The organism is Bradyrhizobium centrosematis, assembly GCF_045571495.1.
Lineage (GTDB): Bacteria > Pseudomonadota > Alphaproteobacteria > Rhizobiales > Xanthobacteraceae > Bradyrhizobium > Bradyrhizobium centrosematis.
On record NZ_CP120703.1, the window covers coordinates 491,248 to 513,121 of the forward strand.

The 21,874-nt window shown below is 64.2% G+C and carries 19 protein-coding genes; 11 read left to right on the forward strand and 8 right to left on the reverse strand.

Going from position 1 to position 21,874, the window contains the following annotated elements:
- Positions 1-139: 139 nt before the first annotated feature.
- Positions 140-1,681 (reverse strand): caspase family protein, encoded by a 1,542-nt coding sequence (locus P6U31_RS02310; protein WP_407186668.1) that lies wholly within the window; start codon positions 1,679-1,681, stop codon positions 140-142.
- A 375-nt stretch (positions 1,682-2,056) separates the two neighbouring features.
- Between P6U31_RS02310 and P6U31_RS02315 the strand changes: the two genes are divergently transcribed.
- The gene (locus P6U31_RS02315; RefSeq protein WP_407186669.1) at positions 2,057-2,863 is read left to right on the forward strand and encodes an N-acyl homoserine lactonase family protein; all 807 of its coding nucleotides are present in this window, start codon (positions 2,057-2,059) and stop codon (positions 2,861-2,863) included.
- A 108-nt stretch (positions 2,864-2,971) separates the two neighbouring features.
- On the opposite strand, the gene P6U31_RS02320 is transcribed toward P6U31_RS02315, so the two are convergent.
- Positions 2,972-3,514 carry a MarR family winged helix-turn-helix transcriptional regulator gene (locus P6U31_RS02320; protein WP_407186670.1) on the reverse strand — a complete coding sequence of 181 codons (543 nt, stop codon included), beginning with the start codon at positions 3,512-3,514 and terminating at the stop codon, positions 2,972-2,974.
- Between the two features lie 109 nt (positions 3,515-3,623).
- Here P6U31_RS02320 and P6U31_RS02325 point away from each other — a divergent pair, with 109 nt between their 5' ends.
- From P6U31_RS02325 to fahA, 5 genes are all read left to right on the forward strand, one after another.
- Entirely contained in the window at positions 3,624-5,267 is a 1,644-nt protein-coding gene (locus P6U31_RS02325) for an FAD-dependent oxidoreductase (protein ID WP_407186671.1), read from the forward strand.
- Positions 5,268-5,275: 8 nt separating this feature from the next.
- Positions 5,276-5,500: a DUF2783 domain-containing protein gene (locus P6U31_RS02330; protein WP_128929046.1), complete on the forward strand. Its 225-nt coding sequence runs from the start codon at positions 5,276-5,278 to the stop codon at positions 5,498-5,500.
- 23 nt (positions 5,501-5,523) lie between these two features.
- Entirely contained in the window at positions 5,524-6,480 is a 957-nt protein-coding gene (locus P6U31_RS02335; RefSeq protein ID WP_407186672.1) for an MBL fold metallo-hydrolase, read from the forward strand.
- 2 nt (positions 6,481-6,482) lie between these two features.
- Positions 6,483-7,829, forward strand: coding sequence for a homogentisate 1,2-dioxygenase (hmgA, locus tag P6U31_RS02340; protein WP_407186673.1), 1,347 nt, complete (start codon positions 6,483-6,485; stop codon positions 7,827-7,829).
- A 192-nt stretch (positions 7,830-8,021) separates the two neighbouring features.
- On the forward strand, positions 8,022-9,293 hold the full coding sequence (gene fahA / locus P6U31_RS02345; protein ID WP_407186674.1) for a fumarylacetoacetase: 1,272 nt from the start codon (positions 8,022-8,024) through the stop codon (positions 9,291-9,293).
- Between the two features lie 93 nt (positions 9,294-9,386).
- Here fahA and P6U31_RS02350 read toward each other — a convergent pair whose 3' ends face one another.
- Positions 9,387-9,698: a DUF1272 domain-containing protein gene (locus P6U31_RS02350; protein WP_407186675.1), complete on the reverse strand. Its 312-nt coding sequence runs from the start codon at positions 9,696-9,698 to the stop codon at positions 9,387-9,389.
- A 71-nt stretch (positions 9,699-9,769) separates the two neighbouring features.
- Complete coding sequence (locus tag P6U31_RS02355) at positions 9,770-10,249, reverse strand: Lrp/AsnC family transcriptional regulator (protein ID WP_407186676.1); 480 nt, start codon at positions 10,247-10,249, stop codon at positions 9,770-9,772.
- Positions 10,250-10,374: 125 nt separating this feature from the next.
- Here P6U31_RS02355 and hppD point away from each other — a divergent pair, with 125 nt between their 5' ends.
- Complete coding sequence (hppD, locus tag P6U31_RS02360) at positions 10,375-11,493, forward strand: 4-hydroxyphenylpyruvate dioxygenase (RefSeq protein ID WP_407186677.1); 1,119 nt, start codon at positions 10,375-10,377, stop codon at positions 11,491-11,493.
- A gap of 98 nt (positions 11,494-11,591) precedes the next feature.
- On the opposite strand, the gene P6U31_RS02365 is transcribed toward hppD, so the two are convergent.
- The 4 genes from P6U31_RS02365 to P6U31_RS02380 all read right to left on the reverse strand — a co-directional run bounded on the left by P6U31_RS02365 (position 11,592) and on the right by P6U31_RS02380 (position 16,746).
- Positions 11,592-12,698, reverse strand: coding sequence for a CaiB/BaiF CoA transferase family protein (locus tag P6U31_RS02365; protein ID WP_407186678.1), 1,107 nt, complete (start codon positions 12,696-12,698; stop codon positions 11,592-11,594).
- 195 nt (positions 12,699-12,893) lie between these two features.
- The gene (locus P6U31_RS02370) at positions 12,894-13,694 is read right to left on the reverse strand and encodes an FAD binding domain-containing protein (RefSeq protein WP_407186679.1); all 801 of its coding nucleotides are present in this window, start codon (positions 13,692-13,694) and stop codon (positions 12,894-12,896) included.
- 139 nt (positions 13,695-13,833) lie between these two features.
- Positions 13,834-16,176 (reverse strand): xanthine dehydrogenase family protein molybdopterin-binding subunit, encoded by a 2,343-nt coding sequence (locus tag P6U31_RS02375; protein ID WP_407186680.1) that lies wholly within the window; start codon positions 16,174-16,176, stop codon positions 13,834-13,836.
- 84 nt (positions 16,177-16,260) lie between these two features.
- The gene (locus P6U31_RS02380) at positions 16,261-16,746 is read right to left on the reverse strand and encodes a (2Fe-2S)-binding protein (protein ID WP_407186681.1); all 486 of its coding nucleotides are present in this window, start codon (positions 16,744-16,746) and stop codon (positions 16,261-16,263) included.
- Positions 16,747-17,237: 491 nt separating this feature from the next.
- Between P6U31_RS02380 and P6U31_RS02385 the strand changes: the two genes are divergently transcribed.
- The 4 genes from P6U31_RS02385 to P6U31_RS02400 all read left to right on the forward strand — a co-directional run bounded on the left by P6U31_RS02385 (position 17,238) and on the right by P6U31_RS02400 (position 21,805).
- Positions 17,238-17,687, forward strand: coding sequence for an SRPBCC family protein (locus P6U31_RS02385; RefSeq protein WP_407186682.1), 450 nt, complete (start codon positions 17,238-17,240; stop codon positions 17,685-17,687).
- A gap of 261 nt (positions 17,688-17,948) precedes the next feature.
- Positions 17,949-19,664 carry a PQQ-dependent methanol/ethanol family dehydrogenase gene (locus P6U31_RS02390; RefSeq protein ID WP_407186683.1) on the forward strand — a complete coding sequence of 572 codons (1,716 nt, stop codon included), beginning with the start codon at positions 17,949-17,951 and terminating at the stop codon, positions 19,662-19,664.
- A 134-nt stretch (positions 19,665-19,798) separates the two neighbouring features.
- Positions 19,799-20,995, forward strand: coding sequence for a c-type cytochrome (locus P6U31_RS02395; RefSeq protein WP_407186684.1), 1,197 nt, complete (start codon positions 19,799-19,801; stop codon positions 20,993-20,995).
- A 123-nt stretch (positions 20,996-21,118) separates the two neighbouring features.
- A complete protein-coding gene (locus tag P6U31_RS02400) occupies positions 21,119-21,805 on the forward strand; it encodes a response regulator (protein WP_407186685.1) in 687 nt (228 codons plus the stop codon).
- Positions 21,806-21,874: the final 69 nt, after the last annotated feature.

Consider the following 21,874-nt stretch of genomic DNA (forward strand, 5'->3'; position numbering starts at 1 on the left):
CCTCCTGCGCAGCCAGCTCGCGCGATTCGAAAATTTCTGCAATGAGCCCTCCTGAGAAGGCCGCCTGCGGCATCCGTTGGTTAGTCTTCCCTGGGCCGCCAAGGGTTCGAGGCGCCGCCTGCCGCGACTCAAAAAAATACTAGCGCACTCCGTAGCTTGCGAATTCCTGAACGATGTTCGGATCCATCGCCTTGGCGTTGGCGATATCGAGCGCTCCTTCCTGGGCGGAGCCGTTGCGCTGCTTGGCGAGGCCGCGGCCGTAGAGCGAGGAGGTCAGGCGCGGATTGATCTTCAGGGCCGCATCGAAATCGGCAATGGCATTCTTGACCGCCCCCGATTTCAGGTTGACGAGCCCCCGGCTATCCAGAGCATCGACGAAGTTCGGCCGCAGCCGCAGCGCCTCGTTGCAATCCTTCAGCGCGCCCTGGAGGTCGCCGACCACAGTGCGGGTCCAGCAGCGGTTGTTCAGCGCCTCGACATCCTTCGAATTGATCCGGAGCGTGTCGTCGAAATCCCTGATGGCGAGGGTGTAGGCACCCTTGCTGGCATAGACCTGGCCGCGCCGGTACAGCGCGTTCACGTCGTCCGGATTGGCGGCAATCTTGGTGGTCAGGCTCTTGATCGTGGGATCGTCAGCCAAGGCGGCGGCGCTCGGTCCGCTATCTGTGCTCGGCGCCGGAGCGGTCTCGATCGGCTTCACCGGTGGTGGCGGTGGCGGCAGAGCGGCCTCGATCTGCGGTTTTGCCGTGGGAGCCGGCGCAGGGGCCGGGGGCGCAGGAGGAGGCGCTGGCGCCGCAGCGGTGTCGGCCGGTTTCGGCGGCGGAGGCGGTGTTGGCGGCGCGGGAGGCGCCGGCGGCGGGTTGTTGGCGACCACCGGCGGGGGGGCGGGAGGCGCAGGCGGCGTTGCCGGTGTCGGACGCGATCCGCCGGCTCCCGGGCTGAACGAGAAATCTTCGGCAAGCGAAGAAGATATCCACGGCACCTGCTCGCCGCGGGAAGCCCTCGTGACGCCCATCTTGGTGCGGTTCAGTGTTTCCTCGGCCATCAGGTCGGGGACGCGGATTTCCTTCAGGAGCTCCTGGACGAACAGGCTGTGATCGCCGCCGGCGTCCGAGACCACCGAGGCCAGCGCCGCCGAATACATCACCAGCGTGCCGTTCGGCGCGATGACCGGGGTCAGGCCGGCCGAGAAGCTGCGGAACCGGCGCTCGAACGGGTTGCGCCTGGAGGCGTCGATCAGCGCGATCTTGACGCCGGCGCCGCGGGTGTTGAGCTCGCCGAGCACGGTCTCGAGGCTGAAACCGTCGCGGCGAACATCGGATTCCGTCCAGATCTGCGCGTCGACCGGCAGCATGTAGCTCTGGCGCGCCGACTGGATGCCGAAGCCGCTGAAGAACACCAGCGCCACCGATCCCGGCTTGATCTTGGCGTAGAGCTTGTCGAAGGCGCGGCGCATGCCGTCGCCGGTCAGATTCTCCCCGATCTCGACCGCAAAACCGTCGCGCTTGAGTTCGTCCGCGACATCGCGCGCATCGTTGATCGGTTCCTTCAGCGGAGCATCCGCATCCGGATATTTGGCATTGCCGATGACCAGCGCAAAACGGTCACCGGCCGCTAGCGATGGCGCTGTCGGGACGAGCGAGATGAGCAAGGGAAGAAGAAGAAAGAAGCGAATTTTCATAATCAGCGCGGTCCAGCCAAAAAGGCGCCGTTCCCAGCTTGCGCCGCGGCGACCTTAACTTACGCTTGTTGCATTATCAAACCAGGGACGGGGGGCGTCAACCGCTTGGAAATGCGGTATTATCGCGACGATTGATCGCAACACCCCGGTGCGCCGCAAGGGGAATAAATGGGGGTGCCATGACTGTGCTCGACGCGGTCCGGCTCGATCCGGTCGGCAACAGGCTAGGGCAATCACGGCGACGAAAATGTGATGGCTCTCGCGTTGAAGGCCGCCTCCCTCGCGCCGGGAGGCGTTTGACCTTTGCGGCGGACAATGGCTTGGTGCGCAGCATCGTCCCGGAAGCTCCAACCAGAAAAGCAAAGCCAATAAACCATGGGAAATGCCTACGAGATCTACGCCCTGCGCTATGCGACGATGTCGCCGCGCACCCCCAGCATGAACTTCCTGGCGCCCGACCCGCATGACAGCACGGCGCAGGATCTGGACTATTTCGTCTGGCTGATCCGCGGGGGCGGCCGCGACATCCTGGTCGACACCGGCTTCAATGCCGAGGAGGCGAGCGTGCGGGCGCGCAAGCTGACGCTCAATCCGGTCGATGCGCTGGAGCGTTTCGGCGTCGCGGCGTCGAGCATCCGCGACATCATCGTGACGCATCTGCATTACGACCATGCCGGCAATCTCGATCGCTTCCCGAACGCGCGCTTCCATCTGCAAGAACGCGAGATGGCCTATGCAACCGGCCGCTGCATGTGCAACGGGCTGCTGCGACATCCATTCACGGTCGAGCACGTCACGCAGATGGTGCGCCATGTCTATGGCGAGCGCGTCACATTCCATTCCGGCGACGGCGAGGTCGCGCCCGGCGTCACCGTGCATCGCGTCGGCGGCCATTCCGACGGCTTGCAGATCGTCAAGGTCGAAACCGCACGCGGGCCGGTGGTGCTGGCCTCCGATGCCGCGCATTACTACGCCAATCTGCAGCGCAGGAGCCCGTTCCCGATCGTCTACAATGTCGGCGACATGGCGATAGGCTGGGAGACGATCGAGCGCCTCGCCGGCCATCCGGATCGATTCATTCCCGGCCACGATCCTGTTGTGACCGAGATCTACCCACGGGCCAGCGACAAGGTCGATGCCTGGGCGCTGCATCTGCCGCCGTCGCGATCGTTTGCCAAATGACGCGCTAGCGTCGTTCCGGGACGCGCGGAGCGCGAACCCGGAATCCAGAAATTGTGGCGCGAGATTCCGGGCCCGCCGCGGTCGCGGCGCCCCGGAATGAGGGCATCGTCAATACGCCTGCTTGGCGTCGGCCTCTTCGCTGGTCTGGATCAGGTCGAGGCTCTGCTCGATCTTGCCGAGCAGGGTAGACAGCTGCTTGCGCTCCTGCGCCGAGAGACAGGCGAGGATCTCGTCTTCACGCCGTAGCAGTTGCGGGAAAAGTTCTTCGTAAAGGGAGCGGCCCTTCGTCGTCAGTTGCAGGCGGAATTCGCGGCGGTCGGCTTCGTTCTCGACCCGCTCGATCAAGCCATCGTGCAACAGCGTGGTCACCGCGCGGCTGACGGTGGATTTGTGCGTGCGGGTGCATTGCGCGATGTATTGCGCGCTGCAGGCATCGTTGCGGAACCCGAGCGTGGCAATCACGCGCCAGGCCGGGATGTCGAGACCGTGCCGTTCCTGATATTCGACCGAGAGTGCGGAACTGACTTCGGCGGCGAGCCGGTTGAGGCGGAACGGCACGAATTTGAACAGGTCGAGCCGCGCCTTTGGCCGCACCGAAGCGTCACCGGCCCCGCGCGCCTTCAGTGCGATGTCGCTGGATGTCCTCGCCAAGGAGAGTGCTCCGATTCCAGTTGACGGCCGGCCGGCTCCGGTCCAAAATAGTTGCACGTGAGACTATCTAGCAGATCAGATCTGTCCTGACCAGAGCCGAGGTTCGTGTATGGCGCAGGCCAAGCCGCTTTCTGACAAGCCGCATCAGGCCAAAGCCCAGTTCGGCTATCGCCGCCATCCCGATCAGGACCGTGCCGCTCAAAGTCCGGCCGAACACCCGGTCGTGGTTGTGGGCGCCGGCCCGGTCGGGCTGTCGCTCGCGATCGATCTCGCCCAGCGCGGCCAGCGCGTTGTCCTCCTCGATGACGCCGACCGCATCGGCGAAGGCTCCCGCGCGATCTGCTTCTCGAAGCGGTCGCTGGAATATTGGGACCGGCTCGGCGTCGGCGATCGCATGGTCGCCAAGGGCGTGGTGTGGAGCGTCGGCCGGATCTTCCACGGAGAGTCCCAGCTTTACCAGTTCAACCTGCTGCCGGAAGACGGCCACAAGCGGCCGGCCTTCATCAACCTGCAGCAATACTACGCCGAGGCCTATCTGGTCGATCGCATCAACGACCTGCCTGAGGTCGACCTGCGCTGGCGCAACAAGGTGACGGCCTTGGAGCAGCGCAACGATTCCGTGGCGCTGACGATCGAGACGCCGGAGGGCGCCTATCGGCTGCATGCGCAGTATGTCATCGCCTGCGACGGCGCGCGCTCCTCGCTGCGGCAGATGGTCGGGGCCGAGTTCGCCGGCCAGGTGTTCGAGGACCAGTTCCTGATCGCCGACGTCAAGATGACCGCGGAATTCCCGACCGAGCGCTGGTTCTGGTTCGATCCGCCGTTCCATGCCGGCCGTTCCGCGCTGCTGCACCGGCAGCCGGACGACGTCTGGCGCATCGACCTCCAGCTCAATCGCTATGCCGATCCGGTTGTCGAGAAGAAGCCCGAGAACGTGCGGCCGCGAATCGCGCGCATGCTCGGCCACGACAAGTTCGAGTTCGAGTGGATCTCGCTCTACAAATTCCAGTGTCGGCGGATGGACCGTTTCATCCATGGCCGCGTGCTCTTTGCGGGGGATTCGGCGCATCAGGTCTCGCCATTCGGTGCCCGCGGCGCCAATTCCGGGCTCGAGGACGCCGAAAATCTGTCTTGGAAGCTCGACCGTGTGCTGCGCGGCGTTTCGCCGGCGAGCCTGCTCGAGAGCTATCATCTCGAGCGCAGCCTGGCAGCCGACGAGAACATCCGCGAATCCACCCGCTCGACGGATTTCATGGCGCCGAACTCGCACCAGGAGGCGCGGCTGCGCAAGGCGGTGCTGTCGCTCGCCAAGGAGACCGAGTTCGGCAAGCGCATGGTGAATGGCGGACGACTGTCGGTGCCGTGCAGCTACGACTCCCCATTGTCCTCGCCTGATGCGGATGTGTGGGGCGGCGGCCCCTCTCCCGGCTGCTCGATGCTCGATGCCCCCGTTGCGATGCCGGCGGGCGAGCAGGGTTATCTGACGGATGCATTCCGCAGCAAGGGAACGGAATTCACCCTGCTCTCGTTCAACAATGGCAGCGCGACCGCTGTGCCCGATGGCACCAAGACCATTCGCATCGGTGGCGAGGGCGGTCTCGCCGATTCCGCAGGCCTCGTCGCAAAGCGCTATGATGCCGCGCCCGGCACAGCCTATCTGCTCAGGCCCGACGGCTATGTCGCCGCGCGCTTCCGCCATCCGACCCGCGAGGCGATTGCGGCGGCGTTATCGCGGGCCCAAGGTCTGAATTGAGGTTTCGCATGCCGCTGTCCACAGGCTCCAACTTTGCGCGGCCCGACGACGCTTTTCGCGCCATCGTCGAGGCGCATCGCGGCCTCACCGACGAGCAGAGCGCTGATTTCGACGCGGCGCTGGTGCTGATCCTCGCCAACCATATCGGCGACATCGACGTGCTGCGCGAGGCGATCGCGCTCGCCAGGCGCCGCATGATCGACGGTCAGCAGCAGCAACAACAGCAACAATAGCCAAACATCCAAAGGACGAGCTGATGGCGAAGAACTTCGCATCCACCGGCGATCTCTCCGAGAAGAAGATCACCTTCTCCGAGATCGGCACCGATCTCTATGCCTTCACCGCGGAAGGCGATCCGAACACGGCCGTCATCGTCGGCGACGACGGCTGCCTTGTGTTCGACGCGCAGGCAACGCCTGCGATGGCGAACAAGGTGATCGAGCGCGTGCGCGCCGTCACCGACAAGCCGATCAAATATGTCGTGCTGTCGCACTATCATGCCGTGCGCGTGCTCGGGGCCTCCGCCTACAAGGCGCAGGGCATCGTCGCCTCGCAGGAGACCTATCGGCTGATCGAGGAGCGCGGCAAGCAGGATTGGGATTCCGAATATGGCCGCTTTCCGCGCCTGTTCCAGGATGCCCAGAGCATTCCCGGCCTGACCTGGCCGACGCTGACCTTCGAAGGCGAGATGTCGATCTTTCTCGGCAAGCGCGAGGTGCGCCTGATGCAGCTCGGGGCCGGCCACACCTCCGGCGACATCGTCGCCTGGGTGCCGGATGCCGAGGTGATGTTCTCCGGCGACCTCATCGAATATCACTCGGCCTGTTATTGCGGCGATGCGCATTTGCGCGAATGGCCGACGACGTTGAACGAGATCCGCAACTTCAATCCCAAGGCAATCGCGCCGGGCCGCGGCGATGCACTGAAGGGCGCCGCCACGGTGCGCGAGGCCATCGCGATGACGCGCGACTTCGTCACATCGCTCTATGGCGCGGCCGAGATCTCCGTCGCCAAGGGTCGCACGCTGAAGGAGACGATGGCGGCGACGCGCGAGGTGATGGATCCTAAATTCCACAGCTTTGCCATCTACGAGCATTGCCTCCCGTTCAACGTGTCGCGCGCCTATGACGAAGCGTCGGGGATCGACGATCCCGTGATCTGGACCGACAAGCGCGACCAGGAAATGTGGGCGAACTTGCAAGGAGGAGGATAGTCATGAACATCAATACCTCGCCTGATCAGATCATCCGCAGCTCGGCCCAGGTCACGCCGGGCTACATGTCCGGCTTCGGCAATTCATTCGAGACCGAGGCGCTGCCGGGCGCGCTACCGATCGGGCGCAACTCGCCGCAGCGTTGCGCCTATGGGCTCTATGCCGAGCAGCTCTCGGGCTCGCCCTTCACCGCGCCGCGCGGCACCAATGAGCGCTCCTGGCTCTATCGCATCCGCCCTTCCGTGAAGCATTCCGGCCGCTTCGAGAAAATCGATGCCGGGCTGTGGCGTTCGGCGCCGTGCCACGAATATGACCTGCCGATCGCGCAGCTGCGCTGGGACCCGACGCCGCTGCCGAAGGAGGAGGTCACCTTCATCCAGGGCGTGCAGACCATGACGACGGCCGGTGACGTCAACACGCAAGCGGGCATGGCCGCGCATGTCTACCTCATCACCAAGTCGATGGTGGACCAGCATTTCTACGATGCCGACGGCGAGCTGATGTTCGTGCTGCAGCAGGGCAATCTTCGCGTCGTCACCGAGTTCGGCCGCATCGATGCCGAGCCCGGCGAAATCGTGGTGATCCCACGCGGCGTCAAGTTCCGCGTCGAGATTCCGAACGGCCCCGCGCGCGGCTATCTCTGCGAGAACTACGGCGGCGCGTTCACGCTGCCGGAGCGCGGACCGATCGGCGCCAACTGCCTCGCCAATGCCCGCGACTTCCTGACTCCGGTCGCAAACTACGAGGACAAGGACACGCCGACCGAGCTCTACGTGAAATGGGGCGGCTCGCTGTTCAAGACGCAGCTTGCCCACTCGCCGATCGACGTCGTTGCCTGGCACGGCAATTACGCGCCGTACAAATATGATCTGCGCACGTTCTCACCGGTCGGTGCAATCGGATTCGATCATCCCGATCCCTCGATCTTCACGGTGCTGACCTCGCCGTCAGAGACGGCGGGCACCGCGAATATCGACTTCGTCATCTTCCCCGAGCGGTGGATGGTGGCCGAGAACACCTTCCGCCCGCCCTGGTATCACATGAACATCATGAGCGAGTTCATGGGCCTGATCTACGGCGTCTACGATGCCAAGCCGCAAGGCTTCGTCCCCGGCGGCATGAGCCTGCACAATTGCATGCTGCCGCACGGCCCCGACCGCGACGCCTTTGAGCATGCCAGCAATGGCGAGCTCAAGCCGGTGAAGCTGACCGGCACCATGGCCTTCATGTTCGAGACCCGCTACCCGCAGCGCGTCACCGCGCATGCGGCGAAGTCCTCGACGCTGCAGGATGATTATGCCGATTGCTGGAAAGGCCTGGAGAAGCGGTTCGATCCGAGCAAGCCGTGATGCCCCTTACCCTCCCCTGGAGGGGGAGGGTCGCTCGCGTAGCGAGCGGGGTGGGGTGACAGTCTCTCCAAAGAGGCGTGCCCGTGCAGAGAGATCACCCCACCCCGTTTCGCATTCCGCTTCGCTTCATGCGAACCGACCCTCCCCCTCCAGGGGAGGGTGACACCGTCACCGCTGTGCCACGGGAAACCCATGCCCCACCCCAACGACCCCAGCCTCCGCTCCTTCATCGAGATCGATCCTTCTTCCGACTTCCCGATCCAGAACCTGCCCTATGGCGTGTTCTCGACCGCTTCCAATCCGGCGCCGCGCGTCGGCGTGGCGATCGGAAACTACGTGCTCGATCTATGGGAGCTCGAGCAGGATTCCCGCCTCGACGTCGGCCCGCTCGGCGTGTTCTCCGGCTCCTCGCTCAATCCCTTCATGGCGCTGGGACCGAAAGTGTGGAGCAAGACCCGTGCACGGCTCAGCGAATTGCTGCGGCACGATCATCCGGAGCTGCGCGACAATGAGGAATTGCGCAGCCGCGCCTTGGTGCAGATGGGGGATGTCAGACTGCATCTGCCGTTCGCGGTCTCCGGCTACACCGATTTCTATTCCTCCAAGGAGCACGCCACCAATGTCGGCGTGATGTTCCGCGGCAAGGACAACGCGTTGCAGCCGAACTGGCTGCATATGCCGATCGCCTATAACGGCCGCGCCTCCACCGTCGTGGTCTCCGGCACCCAGGTGAAGCGCCCGCGGGGGCAGCTGAAGCCTGCGAATGTCGAGGTGCCGAGCTTCGGGCCCTGCAAGCGGCTCGACTTCGAGCTCGAGATGGGCGTCGTCATTGGCCAACCCTCGCCGATGGGCGGCATGTTGAGCGAGCAACAGGCAGAGGAGATGATCTTCGGCTTCGTGCTGCTCAACGACTGGAGCGCGCGCGACATCCAGCAATGGGAATATGTGCCGCTCGGGCCGTTCCTCGCCAAGGCATTCGCGACCTCGATCAGCCCCTGGGTGGTGACGCGCGAGGCGCTGGAGCCGTTCCGCCTGAAGGGCCCGGAGCAGGAGCCGGTGCCGCTGGATTATCTCAAGCAGGCCAGGCCGCAGAACTATGACGTCGAGCTCGACGTCTCCTTGCGCGCGGCCGGCGCCAACGCGCCCGCCAGCATCAGCCGCACCAACTTCAAATACATGTACTGGTCTTCAGTGCAGCAGCTGATGCACCACGCCTCCTCGGGCTGCGCCATGAATGTCGGCGATCTCCTCGGCAGCGGCACCATCTCCGGGCCGGAGAAGAACCAGCGCGGCAGCTTGCTCGAGATCAGCTGGAACGGCACCGAGCCGGTCGAGCTTCCTGGCGGCGCCAAGCGCTCGTTCCTCGAAGACGGCGACAGCCTCATCATGCGCGGCTGGTGTCAGGGCAAGGGCTATCGTATCGGGTTCGGAGAGGTCGAGGGGACGATTTTGGCGGCGGAATGAATTTGCTGTCATTCCGGGGCGCGCGTAGCGCGAACCCGGAATCTCGAGGTTCCGGGTCTGGTCCTTCGGACCATCCCGGAACGACGAAAGAGCCTACCGCTTCTCCGGCGGCACGTCGCGCACACGCGCGCAATGCGCCGCGACGTCCTCGATGCTGTACTTCAAATGCACCCGCTTGTCGGACGGCGCCTGCTTCGCCGTGCACACGCCCGGCCGCCATTCCTGCGTTGGCCTGATCGGGCGCGGGGCAAAGCCGCCGCCGCAGTTCGGGCAGACGTTGGAGAGCTTGGTCTCGACACAATCCGCGCAGAACGTGCATTCATAGGAGCAGATCCGCGCGTTCGTCGCGTCAGGCGGCAGATCGCAATCGCAATATTCGCAGTTCGGTCGAAGCTGGAGGGCCATGGTCGCATCCTTGGATCGCTCCGATCATCGCAGATCGCCGGCGCAGCGCGAATGACGTAGTTCCCTCGATTTCAGCCGGGCTTGATCTCCTTGAGCGGCAGCCGCGAGCTCTCCTTCAATCTGTCCAGGACGATCGACGAGCGCACATGCGCCACGCTCTGGTGCGGCATCAACACGTCGTTGACGAGATTGGAGAGGCCCTTGAGATCGCGCAGCACGGCCTTGAGCACGTAATCGGCATCGCCCGTCAGTGAATAGGCCTCCTGAATCTCGTCGATGCGGTTGACCAGCGCGCGGAAGCGCTTGGAATTATCAGGCGAGTGGGTGGCGAGCCCGACTTGGATGAAGGCGATCACGCCGAAGCCGAGCGCCTCGCTGGAGAGGTCGGCATGATAGCCTGATATTACCTTCTCTTCCTCCAGCCGCATCCGCCGGCGCGAGCATTGCGAGGCCGACAGGCCCGCGAAGTCGGCGAGCTCCTGGTTGGTGAGGCGGCCGTCGTCCTGCAGCGCACCCAGGATCTTGAGGTCGAAGGCGTCCACCGAAATCATGCATCCTCCGGCGATTTCATGCGCAGATCGTGCACATGGTAACCAAAATGCATAATGTTTGCACGCTCCTTGCGCGCCCCGTGAAGGATATTTCCTCCTCGCAGGGCAATTTGGGAGAGCCGCCAATGGGACCGTTTCCGCACGATGCACCGCCGGCCACTGTCAGCGCCGACAATCCGATGGGCACCGACGGCTTCGAGTTCGTCGAATATGCGCACCCCAATCCGGGCGAGCTGCATGCATTGTTCAAGCTGATGGGCTATGCGCCCGTCGCGCGCCACAAGACCAAGAAGATCACGGTCTATCGCCAGGGCGACATCAACTATCTCGTCAACGAGGAGCCCGGCACCCACGGCACCGGCTTCGTCGCAGCCCACGGGCCCTGCGCGCCGTCGATGGCGTTCCGTGTCGTCGATGCCAGGGCGGCTTATGACCGCGCGATTGCGCTTGGCGCGGAGCCGGCCGGTGTGTCATCCGCACAGAAGACGCTCGACGTGCCCGCGATCAAAGGCATCGGCGGCAGTCTGCTCTATCTGGTCGACCGCTATGGTGCGAATGGCTCGGCCTATGATGCCGAGTTCGAATGGCTCGGCGCGCGCGATCCGCGGCCCCATGGGGCCGGCCTGTTCTATCTCGACCATCTCACCCACAATGTTCATCGCGGCCGCATGGATGTGTGGGCGGGATTCTACGAGAAGCTGTTCAATTTCCGCCAGATCCGCTTCTTCGACATCGAGGGCCGCGCCTCCGGCCTGTTCTCGCGCGCGCTGACGAGCCCGGACGGCAAGATCCGGATCCCGATCAACGAGGATGCCGGCGATTCCGGCCAGATCGAGGAATATCTGAAGACCTATCGCGGCGAAGGCATTCAGCACATCGCCTGCGGCTGCCGCGACATCTACAGCACCATCGAAGGCTTGCGTGAGGCCGGCCTGCCGTTCATGCCCTCGCCGCCCGACACCTATTTCGAGAAGATCGATGCGCGCCTGCCCAAGCATGGCGAGGATCTCGCGCGGCTCAAGAAGAACGGCATCCTGATCGACGGCGAGGGTGTGGTCGAGGGGGGCCAGACCAAGGTGCTGCTGCAGATCTTCTCGGCGAACGCGATCGGCCCGATCTTCTTCGAGTTCATCCAGCGCAAGGGCGACGACGGATTCGGCGAGGGCAATTTCAAGGCCCTGTTCGAATCGATCGAGGAGGATCAGATCCGGCGCGGGGTGTTGAAGGTGGATACGGCGGCCTGACTGTCATTCCGGGGCGCGCATCAGCGCGAACCCGGAATCCCGATGTGATAATCTCCAGATTCCGGGTTCGCTCGCGACGCGAGCGACCCGGAATGACGTCAGCCTTTCCACGCCTTCATCACCGCGGCGATCTCCGCCGGCTCCGGCTCACGCGCCGCGGACGGCGTGCGCGAGAAGCGCGGTGCGGGCGCGGGCTGTTTCACGCCGTGGCGCTCGATGAACACGTTGCGCGCGACCATGTGCGGATGTTGCGTAGCCTCCGACATGGTCAGCACCGGCGCGAAGCAGATGTCGCTGCCTTCCATGATCTTGCACCAGTCCTCGCGCGTCTTGCTCTTGAACACCGCCTTGAGCTTCTCCTTCAGGGCCGGCCAGGCCTTGCGGTCCATCTGTGCGTCGAAATCGGCGTCGGTCAGGCCCGCATGCTCGCGCAGCAGCGCGTAGAATTGCGGCTCGATCGAGCCGATCGAGATGAAATGGCCGCAGGCGCATTCGTAGACGCCGTAGAAATGCGCGCCGCCGTCGAGGAAATTCTGGTTGCGACTTTCGGTCCAGCGCCCCATCGCGGTCATGTCGAAGAAGAACGACATCAGCGAGGCCGCGCCGTCGCACATCGCCGCGTCCACCACCTGGCCCTTGCCGGATTTCTGCGCTTCCAGGAGCGCGGCGAGCACGCCGACCACGAGATAGAGCGCGCCGCCGCCGAAGTCGCCGACCAGGTTGAGCGGTGGTACCGGTGCTTCCTTGGTGCCGATGGCGGCGAGCGCGCCGGTGATGGAGATGTAATTGATGTCGTGGCCGGCCGCGTTCGCGAGCGGGCCTTCCTGACCCCAGCCGGTCATGCGGCCATAGACCAACTTGGGATTACGTGCGAGCACGACGTCCGGCCCGAGCCCGAGCCGCTCCATCACGCCGGGACGGAAACCTTCGACCAGCGCATCGGCGCTGGCGAGCAGGTCCAGCACCTGCGCGATCGCCGCCTTGTCCTTGAGGTCGAGCTCGATCACCTTGCGGCCGCGGCCTGCCACTGACGTCATGCTCTTCTTGGCACCGACGCGGTCGAGCGTGACGACGTCAGCGCCCATGTCCGCCAGCATCATGCAGGCGAACGGGCCGGGACCAATGCCGGCGAATTCAACGATGCGGAAGCCCGAGAGCGGGCCGGTGGTGCGGACGGAGGAGGTGGGGGCTGATTTGTCGAGCACGTTATTGTTTCCTCGGGTCGCGGGCAGGTGCCGGTGATCCGGCAAGCGCCTCACGTTGCTCTTGGGGGCGAGTTAATCGGCTGATTAACTTTTCTCGCCTTCATGTCCGCGAGGCAAGCGGTTTTCATGCCGCACGCGCAAAATAAAACGGCGCGCACCGAAGTGCGCGCCGCGGAAAATTGCGTCGAGGCGCTATCAGCGCGCCGCGGCGACCGCGCGCTGTGCCATCACCTTGACGAGATTGGCGCGGTACTCGGCCGTGCCGTGGATGTCAGCCAGGAGCCCGTTCGCCGAAATCGTCACGCTGTCGATCGCCGATGGCGACCAGTTCCCCTTCAGCGCCGCTTCGATCGCCGGCACTCGCATCACGCCGGTTTGCGATGCGCCGGTGGCGGCGACCCGGACCTCGCCCGACTTGGTCTGCGCCACGAACACGCCGGTCAGCGCGAAGCGCGAGGCCGGGTGCCGCATCTTCTCGTAACCTGCCTTGGCCGGAACAGGAAAGGACACGGCGGTGATGATCTCGCCATCCTCGAGCGCCGTCGTGAACAGGCCCTGGAAGAAATCCTCCGCCGCAATCGACCGCTTGTTGGTCTTCACGGTGGCGCCGAGTGCGAGCAGCGCGGCCGGGAAATCCGCCGCCGGATCGTTGTTGGCGATCGAGCCGCCGATCGTACCGCGATAACGCACGGCCGGGTCGCCGAGCACCGAGGTGAGATAGGCGATCGCGGGAATCGCCTTCTTCACATCGGCATTCGTCATGATGTCGTAATAGGTCGTGGCGGCCTTGATCGTCAGCGTGTCGCCGGATAGTTCGACGCCTTGCAGCTCCTTGATCTTGCCGAGATCGATAACATCGGAGGGGCTTGCAAGGCGCTGCTTCATGACCGGAAGCAGCGTCTGGCCGCCGGCAAGGAACTTCGATTCGCTGCCCTTGGCGAACAGGCTGGCGGCCTCGTCGACCGAGGAGGCGCGATGATAGGTGGTCTGGTACATCTTTGATGCTCCTGAAATCTTTTCTCTGTCTTCCGGGATTCGCCGTCAGGCGCAGACCCGGAATCCCGAGGTTGAATTCTTCAGCTCCAGATTCCGGGTTCGACGCTTCACGTCGCCCCGGAACGACGATGATGAGCGGTCAGGCCGCATGGATCGTGCGCCACACCCGGTCGGGGGTAGCGGGCATTTCCAGATTGTTCTTGCCGATCGCATCCGTGATCGCGTTGATGACGGCCGCTGATGCCCCGATCGCGCCGGCCTCACCGCAGCCCTTGATGCCGAGCGGATTGCCCGGGCACAGCGTCGTGGTGTGGGACAGGTTGAACGACGGCACGTCGTCGGCGCGCGGCATGGCGTAATCCATGAACGAGGCCGTGACCGGCTGGCCGTTGGCATCGTAGACCGCATGCTCGAGCAACGCCTGCCCGATGCCCTGCACCAGGCCGCCATGGACTTGGCCTTCGACGATCATCGGGTTGATCAGCCGGCCGAAATCGTCGGCCGCGACGAAGTTGACGAAGGATGTCTTGCCGGTGCCGGGATCGACCTCGACCTCGCAGATATAGGCGCCGGCCGGGAAGGTGAAGTTGGTCGGGTCGTAGAAGGCGCTCTCCTTCAGGCCCGGCTCCATGCCTTCGGGCAGATTGTGCGCGGTATAGGCCGCGAGCGCCACCATCGGCAGGGCGATCGCCTTGTCGGTGCCGGTCACCTTGAACTCGCCGTTCTCGATGACGATGTCGGCCTCGGAGGCCTCCAGCGCATGCGCGGCGATCTTCTTGGCCTTCGCTTCCATTTTCTCCATCGCCTTCAGGATCGCGGTGAGGCCGACGGCCGCCGAGCGCGAGCCGTAGGTGCCCATGCCGAACTGCACCTTGTCGGTGTCGCCATGGACGATCGAGACCTGGCTGATGGGAACGCCGAGCCGATCGGCGACGAGCTGGCAGAACGTGGTCTCGTGCCCCTGGCCGTGGCTGTGCGATCCCGTGAGGATCTCGATGGTGCCGACCGGATTGACGCGCACCTCGGCCGATTCCCACAGGCCGACGCCGGCGCCGAGGCTGCCGACCGCCTTCGACGGCGCGATGCCGCAGGCCTCGATGTAGCAGGACACGCCGATGCCGCGCAGCTTGCCGTCGGCTTTCGCCTTGGCCTTGCGGGCAGGGAAGCCGGCATAGTCGATCGCCTTCATCGCGGCATCGAGCGAAGCGTTGAAGTCGCCGGTGTCGTAGGCCATGATGACCGGCGTCTGGTGCGGGAACTGGGTGATGAAGTTGGTCCGGCGCAGCTGGGCCGGATCGACGTTCAGCTGCCGCGCCGCCGTCTCCATCAACCGTTCGATCAGGTAGCTCGCCTCCGGGCGGCCTGCGCCGCGATAGGCGTCGACCGGCGTGGTGTTGGTATAGACCCCGATCACCTCGGCATGGATCGCCGGGATGTTGTACTGGCCCGACAGCAGCGTCGCGTAGAGATAGGTCGGGACCGAGGACGAGAACAGCGACATGTAGGCGCCGAAATTGGCGTAGGTCTTCACCTTGAAGCCGATGATCTTGTTGTTGGCGTCGAACGCCATCTCGGCGTGGGTCACATGGTCGCGGCCATGGGCGTCGGTGAGGAAAGCCTCGGTGCGGTCGCCGGTCCACTTCACGGGACGGCCGACCTTCTTGGAGGCCCACAGCGCCACCATCTCCTCGGGATAGATGAAGATCTTGGAGCCGAAGCCGCCGCCGACGTCAGGCGCGATCACGCGCAGCTTGTGCTCGGGGGCAATGTTGTAGAACGCCGACAGCACGAGCCGGGCGACGTGCGGGTTCTGCGAGGTGGTGTAAAGCGTGAAATGTTCCTCCGCCGCGTCGTAGTCCGCGATCGCCGCGCGCGGCTCCATCGCGTTCGGGGCGAGGCGGTTGTTGGTGACGTCGAGCTTGACGACATTGGCGGCCTTGGCGAAGGCGGCATCGGTCGCGCCCTCGTCCCCGATCACCCAGTCATAGACCTGGTTGCCGGGCGCTTCGGGGTGCAGCTGCGGTGCGCCGGGCTTGATTGCCGCGAGCACGTCGGCGACTGCCGGCAGCTCTTCGTAATTGACCACGACCGCTTCCGCGGCGTCGCGCGCCAGGTTCTTGCTTTCGGCGATCACGACGGCGACGGCCTGTCCGACGAAGCGCACCGTCTCCGGCGCCATCGCCGGCCATGCGCCCATCTTCATCGGGCTGCCGTCCTTGGAGGTGATGGCCCAGCCGCAAATCAGGTTGCCGACCTTGTCGTCGACGATCTGCTGGCCCGTGAGCACGGCGACCACGCCCGGCATCTTCAGCGCGGCGGAGGCGTCGATCCCCTTCACCTTGGCGTGGGCGTGCGGACTTCTGATGAAATGGGCATGGGTCATGCCCGTCAGCTTGATGTCGTCGACGTAGCGGCCCTTGCCGGTAATGAAACGCTTGTCTTCCTTGCGCACGACGCGCGCGCCGATGCCTTCAACACCCATGTCTGGTCCTCCCGACCGGAAATTTTATGACTGCGCTTTCCTTCGAAAGCAGCAAGCGGTGGTTTTCTTTCGAGGCGCGCCGCTCTACTCGGCCGCCTGCGAGACCTTCATGCGTCCGGCCGCGTCCAGCACGGCTTTGACGATGTTGTGGTAGCCGGTGCACCGGCAGATATTGCCTTCCAGCTCTTGGCGCACGGTGGCCTCGTCGAGCTGGCCGCCGTGACGATGCACGATGTCGATCGCGGACATGATCATGCCCGGCGTGCAATAGCCGCACTGCAGGCCATGATTGTCGCGGAAGGCGGCCTGCATCGGATGCAGCTCGTCGCCCTTGGCGATGCCCTCGATGGTGGTGATGGTGGCGCCATCGGCCTGGCCCGCCAGCATGGTGCAGGATTTCACCGCCCTGCCGTCCATGTGCACGACGCAAGCGCCGCACTGGCTGGTGTCGCAGCCGACATGCGTTCCCGTGAGATTGAGGTGATCGCGCAGGAGCTGGACCAGCAGCGTGCGGTCCTCGACGTCGACAGCAACGGCCTTGCCGTTCACCGTCAGTTTGACTGTAGACACGTGGAGTCCTCCCAGAATGATTTTGATTGGTTCTAATTAGAAACAGCGCAACGGAACTTTGCAACTGGCATTTTGGTGACCTCGCGTCATGGAAAGGTCATCGTGGCGGCCGTCACGGCGCGACGATCGCCAATGCATGGCGCAGCCGCAAGGTGGCTTTGGAATGTTGGGTGTCGCGGCCGCTGGCCATGCCGCATCGTCGACGCCGCGTGCCGCCGCTGCTCGCCCGCAAGTTCAGCCCCGTGGCACGTTGCTCTCCCCTGATGTGTTGTTCCTTGGCGTGAATAGGAGCACGTGCCCGCAACTTTGTAATCGCGATCTTGGTAGTATGCGCCGGAGCGCTAAGCCTTTGATTTTGCTGTGGTCCCTCTGCCCGCCGAGCGCCTTGCGGCGCAGCCGGGCGCGATTGCTCGCCTCCTACTTCCTGGCGATTGATCGACGGCGCGTGCCGCCCTATCCGCACTGAACAAACACAACGGAGGGTGGAAGCGATGCAGATGAACGACAGCCAGCGCATTCCGGCGTCGAAAGCGAAGGTGTGGGCTGCGCTCAACGATCCCGAGATTCTCAGGCGCTGCATTCCCGGCTGCCAATCGATCGAGATGGCCTCGCCCACGGAGATGACGGCAACGGTAGTGTTGAAGGTCGGCCCGGTGAAGGCGACGTTCAGCGGCAAGATGACGTTGACCGACATCGATGCACCCAACGGCTATCGCATCATCGGCGAGGGCGCCGGCGGCGTCGCCGGTTTCGCCAAGGGCGGTGCGAAGGTCAGGCTCGCGGAAGAGGCGTCGGAGGTCACCATCCTGCATTACGAAGCCGAGGCGCAGATCGGCGGCAAGCTCGCGCAGCTCGGCTCGCGGCTGATCGATTCGACCTCGCGAAAACTTGCTGCGAACTTCTTCGAAAGCTTTGCCGCGGTGGTAGCGCCATCATCGTGACTGATGCGCGATCGCGGCAGCGATGCTGCTGGATCCGACGACGCATTTCGAGCGGCAAAAATACGGGGAAGACGCGAGCGCGGACAACGAGATGAGCGGCGAAAGTCGCCAATGATTTGCACTACTACCTTCCGCCTATACTAAGCGCGAAAAGCCGATGCTGTAATTTCGAACGATGGCTCGCAGACGAACTGCGCATCACGGGCGCAGCGCGCTCAGGCGCCCAACATGGCGTGCACAACAACATCGTGGAGGGAATACATGACCTTTGGAACGAAGGGATTCTTGGCTGGCATCTCGATGATTGCGATGCTGGCCGCCGTTACTTCAGGCGTTCGCGCCAACGACTCGCTGATCAAGGCGCAATCCGATTCGAATCAGTGGGCGGTTGCCGGCCACGACTACGGCAATACACGTTACAGCCCGCTCAAGCAGATCAATACCGAGAACGCCGGCAAGCTGACACTTGCCTATTCGTTCTCGCTGGCCTCGCTGCGCTCGAATGAATCCTCGCCGATCGTCGTCGGCAACACGCTGTACGTCTCGAGCTCCTGGGGGCCGAAATACGTCTACGCGCTCGATGCCGCGACGGGGCAGCGCAAATGGACCTGGGAGCCCGAAATCCCCGAGGACGTGCTGCAATATGCCTGCTGCGACGTCAACAATCGCGGTGTCTCCTATGCCGATGGAAAGATCTTCGTCGGTCGTCTCGACGGCAAGCTGACGGCGCTCGATGCCGCGACCGGCAAGTCGCTGTGGACCACGAAGGTCGTCGACTACAAGCAGGGTTCGGTCATCACCTCGCCCCCGCTGGTGGTGCGTGACAAGGTCATCACCGGCTTCGGCGGCGGCGAGTACGGCGTGCGCGGCTCGCTCCAGGCTTTCGACATCAACACCGGCAAGCAGCTGTGGCAGACCTTCACGGTCCCCAGTCCGGACGAGCCCGGCGGTGACACCTGGAAGGGCGATTCCGCCCAGCATGGCGGCGGCGCGGCCTGGCTGGTCGGCTCCTACGATCCCAAGAGCGACACCGTCTATTGGGGCACCAGCAATCCCGGTCCGTGGAATACCGGCGTTCGTTCGACCGGCGATGGCAATTTCGGCAAGCTGACCAACCTCTACACCGCCTCGACGCTCGCGCTCGATCCCAATACCGGCAAGATCAAGTGGCACATCCAGTCCACGCCGGCCGATGCCTGGGACTATGACGGCGTCAACGAGGCCGTGCTGGCGGATCTGAAGATCGGCGGCAGCACCGTGCCGGCGCTGATGAAGGCGGATCGCAACGGCTACTTCTTCGTCGCCAACCGCGAGACCGGCAAGGTGCTCTCGGCGGAGAAGTACGTCTTCTCCAACTGGGCGAAGAAGTGGGACGTCAACACCATGCGCGCGGTCGAAGATCCGGACAAGCGTCCGGGGCCGGGCCATCCCGCCAAGGACATCTGCCCGAACCTGATCGGCGGCAAGAACTGGCAACCGATGTCCTTCAATCCGCAAACCGGGCTCGTCTACATCCCCTCGAACAATGTCTGCATGGACTGGTCGGTTTCCGATGTCGCCTACAAGCGCGGCGTGTTCTATCTGGGCGCCGAATTCCCGACCAAGGAAGGTCCCGGCGGCTTCCTCGGCGAGCTCGTGGCCTGGGATCCGATCGCCCAGAAGAAGGTGTGGTCGATCAAGGAAGACCTGCCGTTCAACGGTGGCACGCTGACCACCGGCGGCGGCCTCGTTTTCGCCGGCAACATTCATGGCGACTTCCGCGCCATCGATGCCAAGACCGGCAAGGTGCTGTGGAGCAAGAATCTCGGCTCCGGCATCGGCGCGGGCCCGGTGACCTACAGTGTCGACGGCAAGCAATATGTGGCCATCGTCGTCGGCCGCACGGCTGCATTGCCCGCGTTCCTGGGCGAGGTTGGGAAGAAGATGACGGCCGCAGCCCCCGAGGGCGGTTCGCTCTTCGTGTTCTCCGTCCAGTGACCACTCGCGCGCGTATCCCGAAGGAGACGGGATACGCGCGCGCTTTCTCGACATCGCGCGGCGACGGCACGGGCCGGATCTTGGGTGAGGTCCCGTGCCGCAACGCCTGGTCCAACAATTCCCAACTTCCGGAGATGAGGATGCGTCCGATCAATCCAGGAAACGGCAACAACCGGCATCGCGCCACCGCGGGACGGCTCGCAGCGGCCGCCGCGGCCACGTGGATCGCATCGACAGCAATCGGTTATGCCGACGAGACCAAGCCGTTCCGTCTGTGCGCCGATCCGACCAACCTGCCGTTCTCGAGCGATAATCCGTCGCAACCGGGCTTCTATGTCGAAATTGGCCAGGCGCTGGCGCAGGCACTCGGCCAACCCATTGCTTATGATTGGTACAAATCCTATTTCGGCAAGCGCACCGTGCGGGTCACGTTGCTGGGCAAGCAGTGCGACGCCATGATCGGCCTGCCGCGCTCGGAGGATTTCATGGGGCCCGCCGTGATCTTCTCCAACACCTTTGCCAGGGAGGGCTACGCCCTGGTTTCGGCAAAGGGGCAGGCGATCGGCGGCGTCGACGACCTCAGAGGCAAGCGCGTCGCCGTCCAGTACGCCAGCACCCCGCAAAACCTGCTTGCGACCCGTGACGACATCCAGAAGGTGACCGTGCTGTCGCCCGAGGAGGCCATGCAGGCGCTCGACCAGGGCAGGGCGGACGTTGCCTTCATCTGGGGGCCGGTCGCCGGCTGGTTGAACATGACTGCCTACAACGATCGCTATCAAATCCGACTCACCGAAGGCGAAGGCCTGTCATGGGATGCCGCGATCGGCTTCGCGAAAGGGTCGACCGAGCTCCGCGATCGTGTCGACGCGATCCTGCCGACACTTCAGAGCACAATTGCCGACCTCGCGGTGAAATACGGCTTGCCGGCCGGACAGCCGGTTCGCTTCAGCGCAACTGAGACCGTGCCGGCGGGAACCACGGTCGGAACGGGTCCCGGGGCGGGCGTGGCGCAGGTCGCAAATGTGGTGGCCACCGAGACCAAGGGCGATGCAGCCGCGCCGAATGCGGAAATCGCCGGTGCGGGCAAGGAGATCTTCAACGGAACCTGCGCGCATTGCCACGGCCCCGACGCCATCCAGAGCGAGCGGAAGATCGACCTGCGGCTGTTGCGTCACCGCTACGGCGACGACATGCGCAACACGTTCTGGAAGACCGTGCATGAGGGGCGTCCCGCCAAGGGCATGCCGGCCTGGAAGGAAGTCTTCACCGACGATCAGTTCGCCAGCATCTATTCGTTCCTGCTGACGGTTCAGGTCGAATCGAATGACTGAACGGTCTTGACCGGACGGCATCGGGAAGATGTGGTAGCGTTTACCCCTGCATCTTTCCGGCGCCGGACCGGCACAGGATGGGTGCGCTGCTGCCGCGCGTGCGGTGGATCCTTGGAAGGCGCCATGGCCAGCTTCCTGATCATCGACGATCATCCGCTGTTTCGCGAAGCGCTGGGCAGTGCAGTGCGGCTGGCCCTGCCGGAGGCTCGCATCCTCGAGGCGATGTCGATCGAGGACGCACTGGAGATCCTGTCGGCGGAGCAGGGGATCGATCTCGCGCTGCTCGATCTGTCGCTGCCGGATGCGACCGGCTTCTCCGGTTTCCTCCGCTTGCGCGAAACATATCCGCGCCTGCCGGTCGCCATCGTCTCGAGCGAGGAGGACCAGCATGTGGTGCGCGAGGCGCTGGCGCTCGGCGCGGCCGGCTATCTGCCGAAGTCGACGTCGAAGCGCGAGCTGGCCCAGTCGATCGAGGGCGTGCTTTCCGGCTCGGTTTCGGTGCCGCGAGATTTCGTGGCGACGCCGCAGCGGCGCAAAGCCGAGACCAGCAAAGCCCTCGAGGTCAAGCTCCGCGAGCTCACGCCGCAGCAGATCAGGGTGCTGGACCTGCTGCGTCGCGGTTATCCCAATCGGCAGATTGCGCAGGAGCTTCAGCTCGCCGAATCCACGGTCAAAGCGCACATCACCGAGATCCTGCGCAAGCTCGGACTGTTCAGCCGCAACAAGGCGATCATCGAGATCGGCAAGATGGAGCTGCCCGATCCCAGGAACCGCTCCTATGCGAAGGCCGACCGCGGGAGGCCGCAATGATCCGCCCCGCCATTGTTGACCTCGATCAACCCGGCCGGCGCGGTCTGATACATCCTCGTTCAAGCTCGA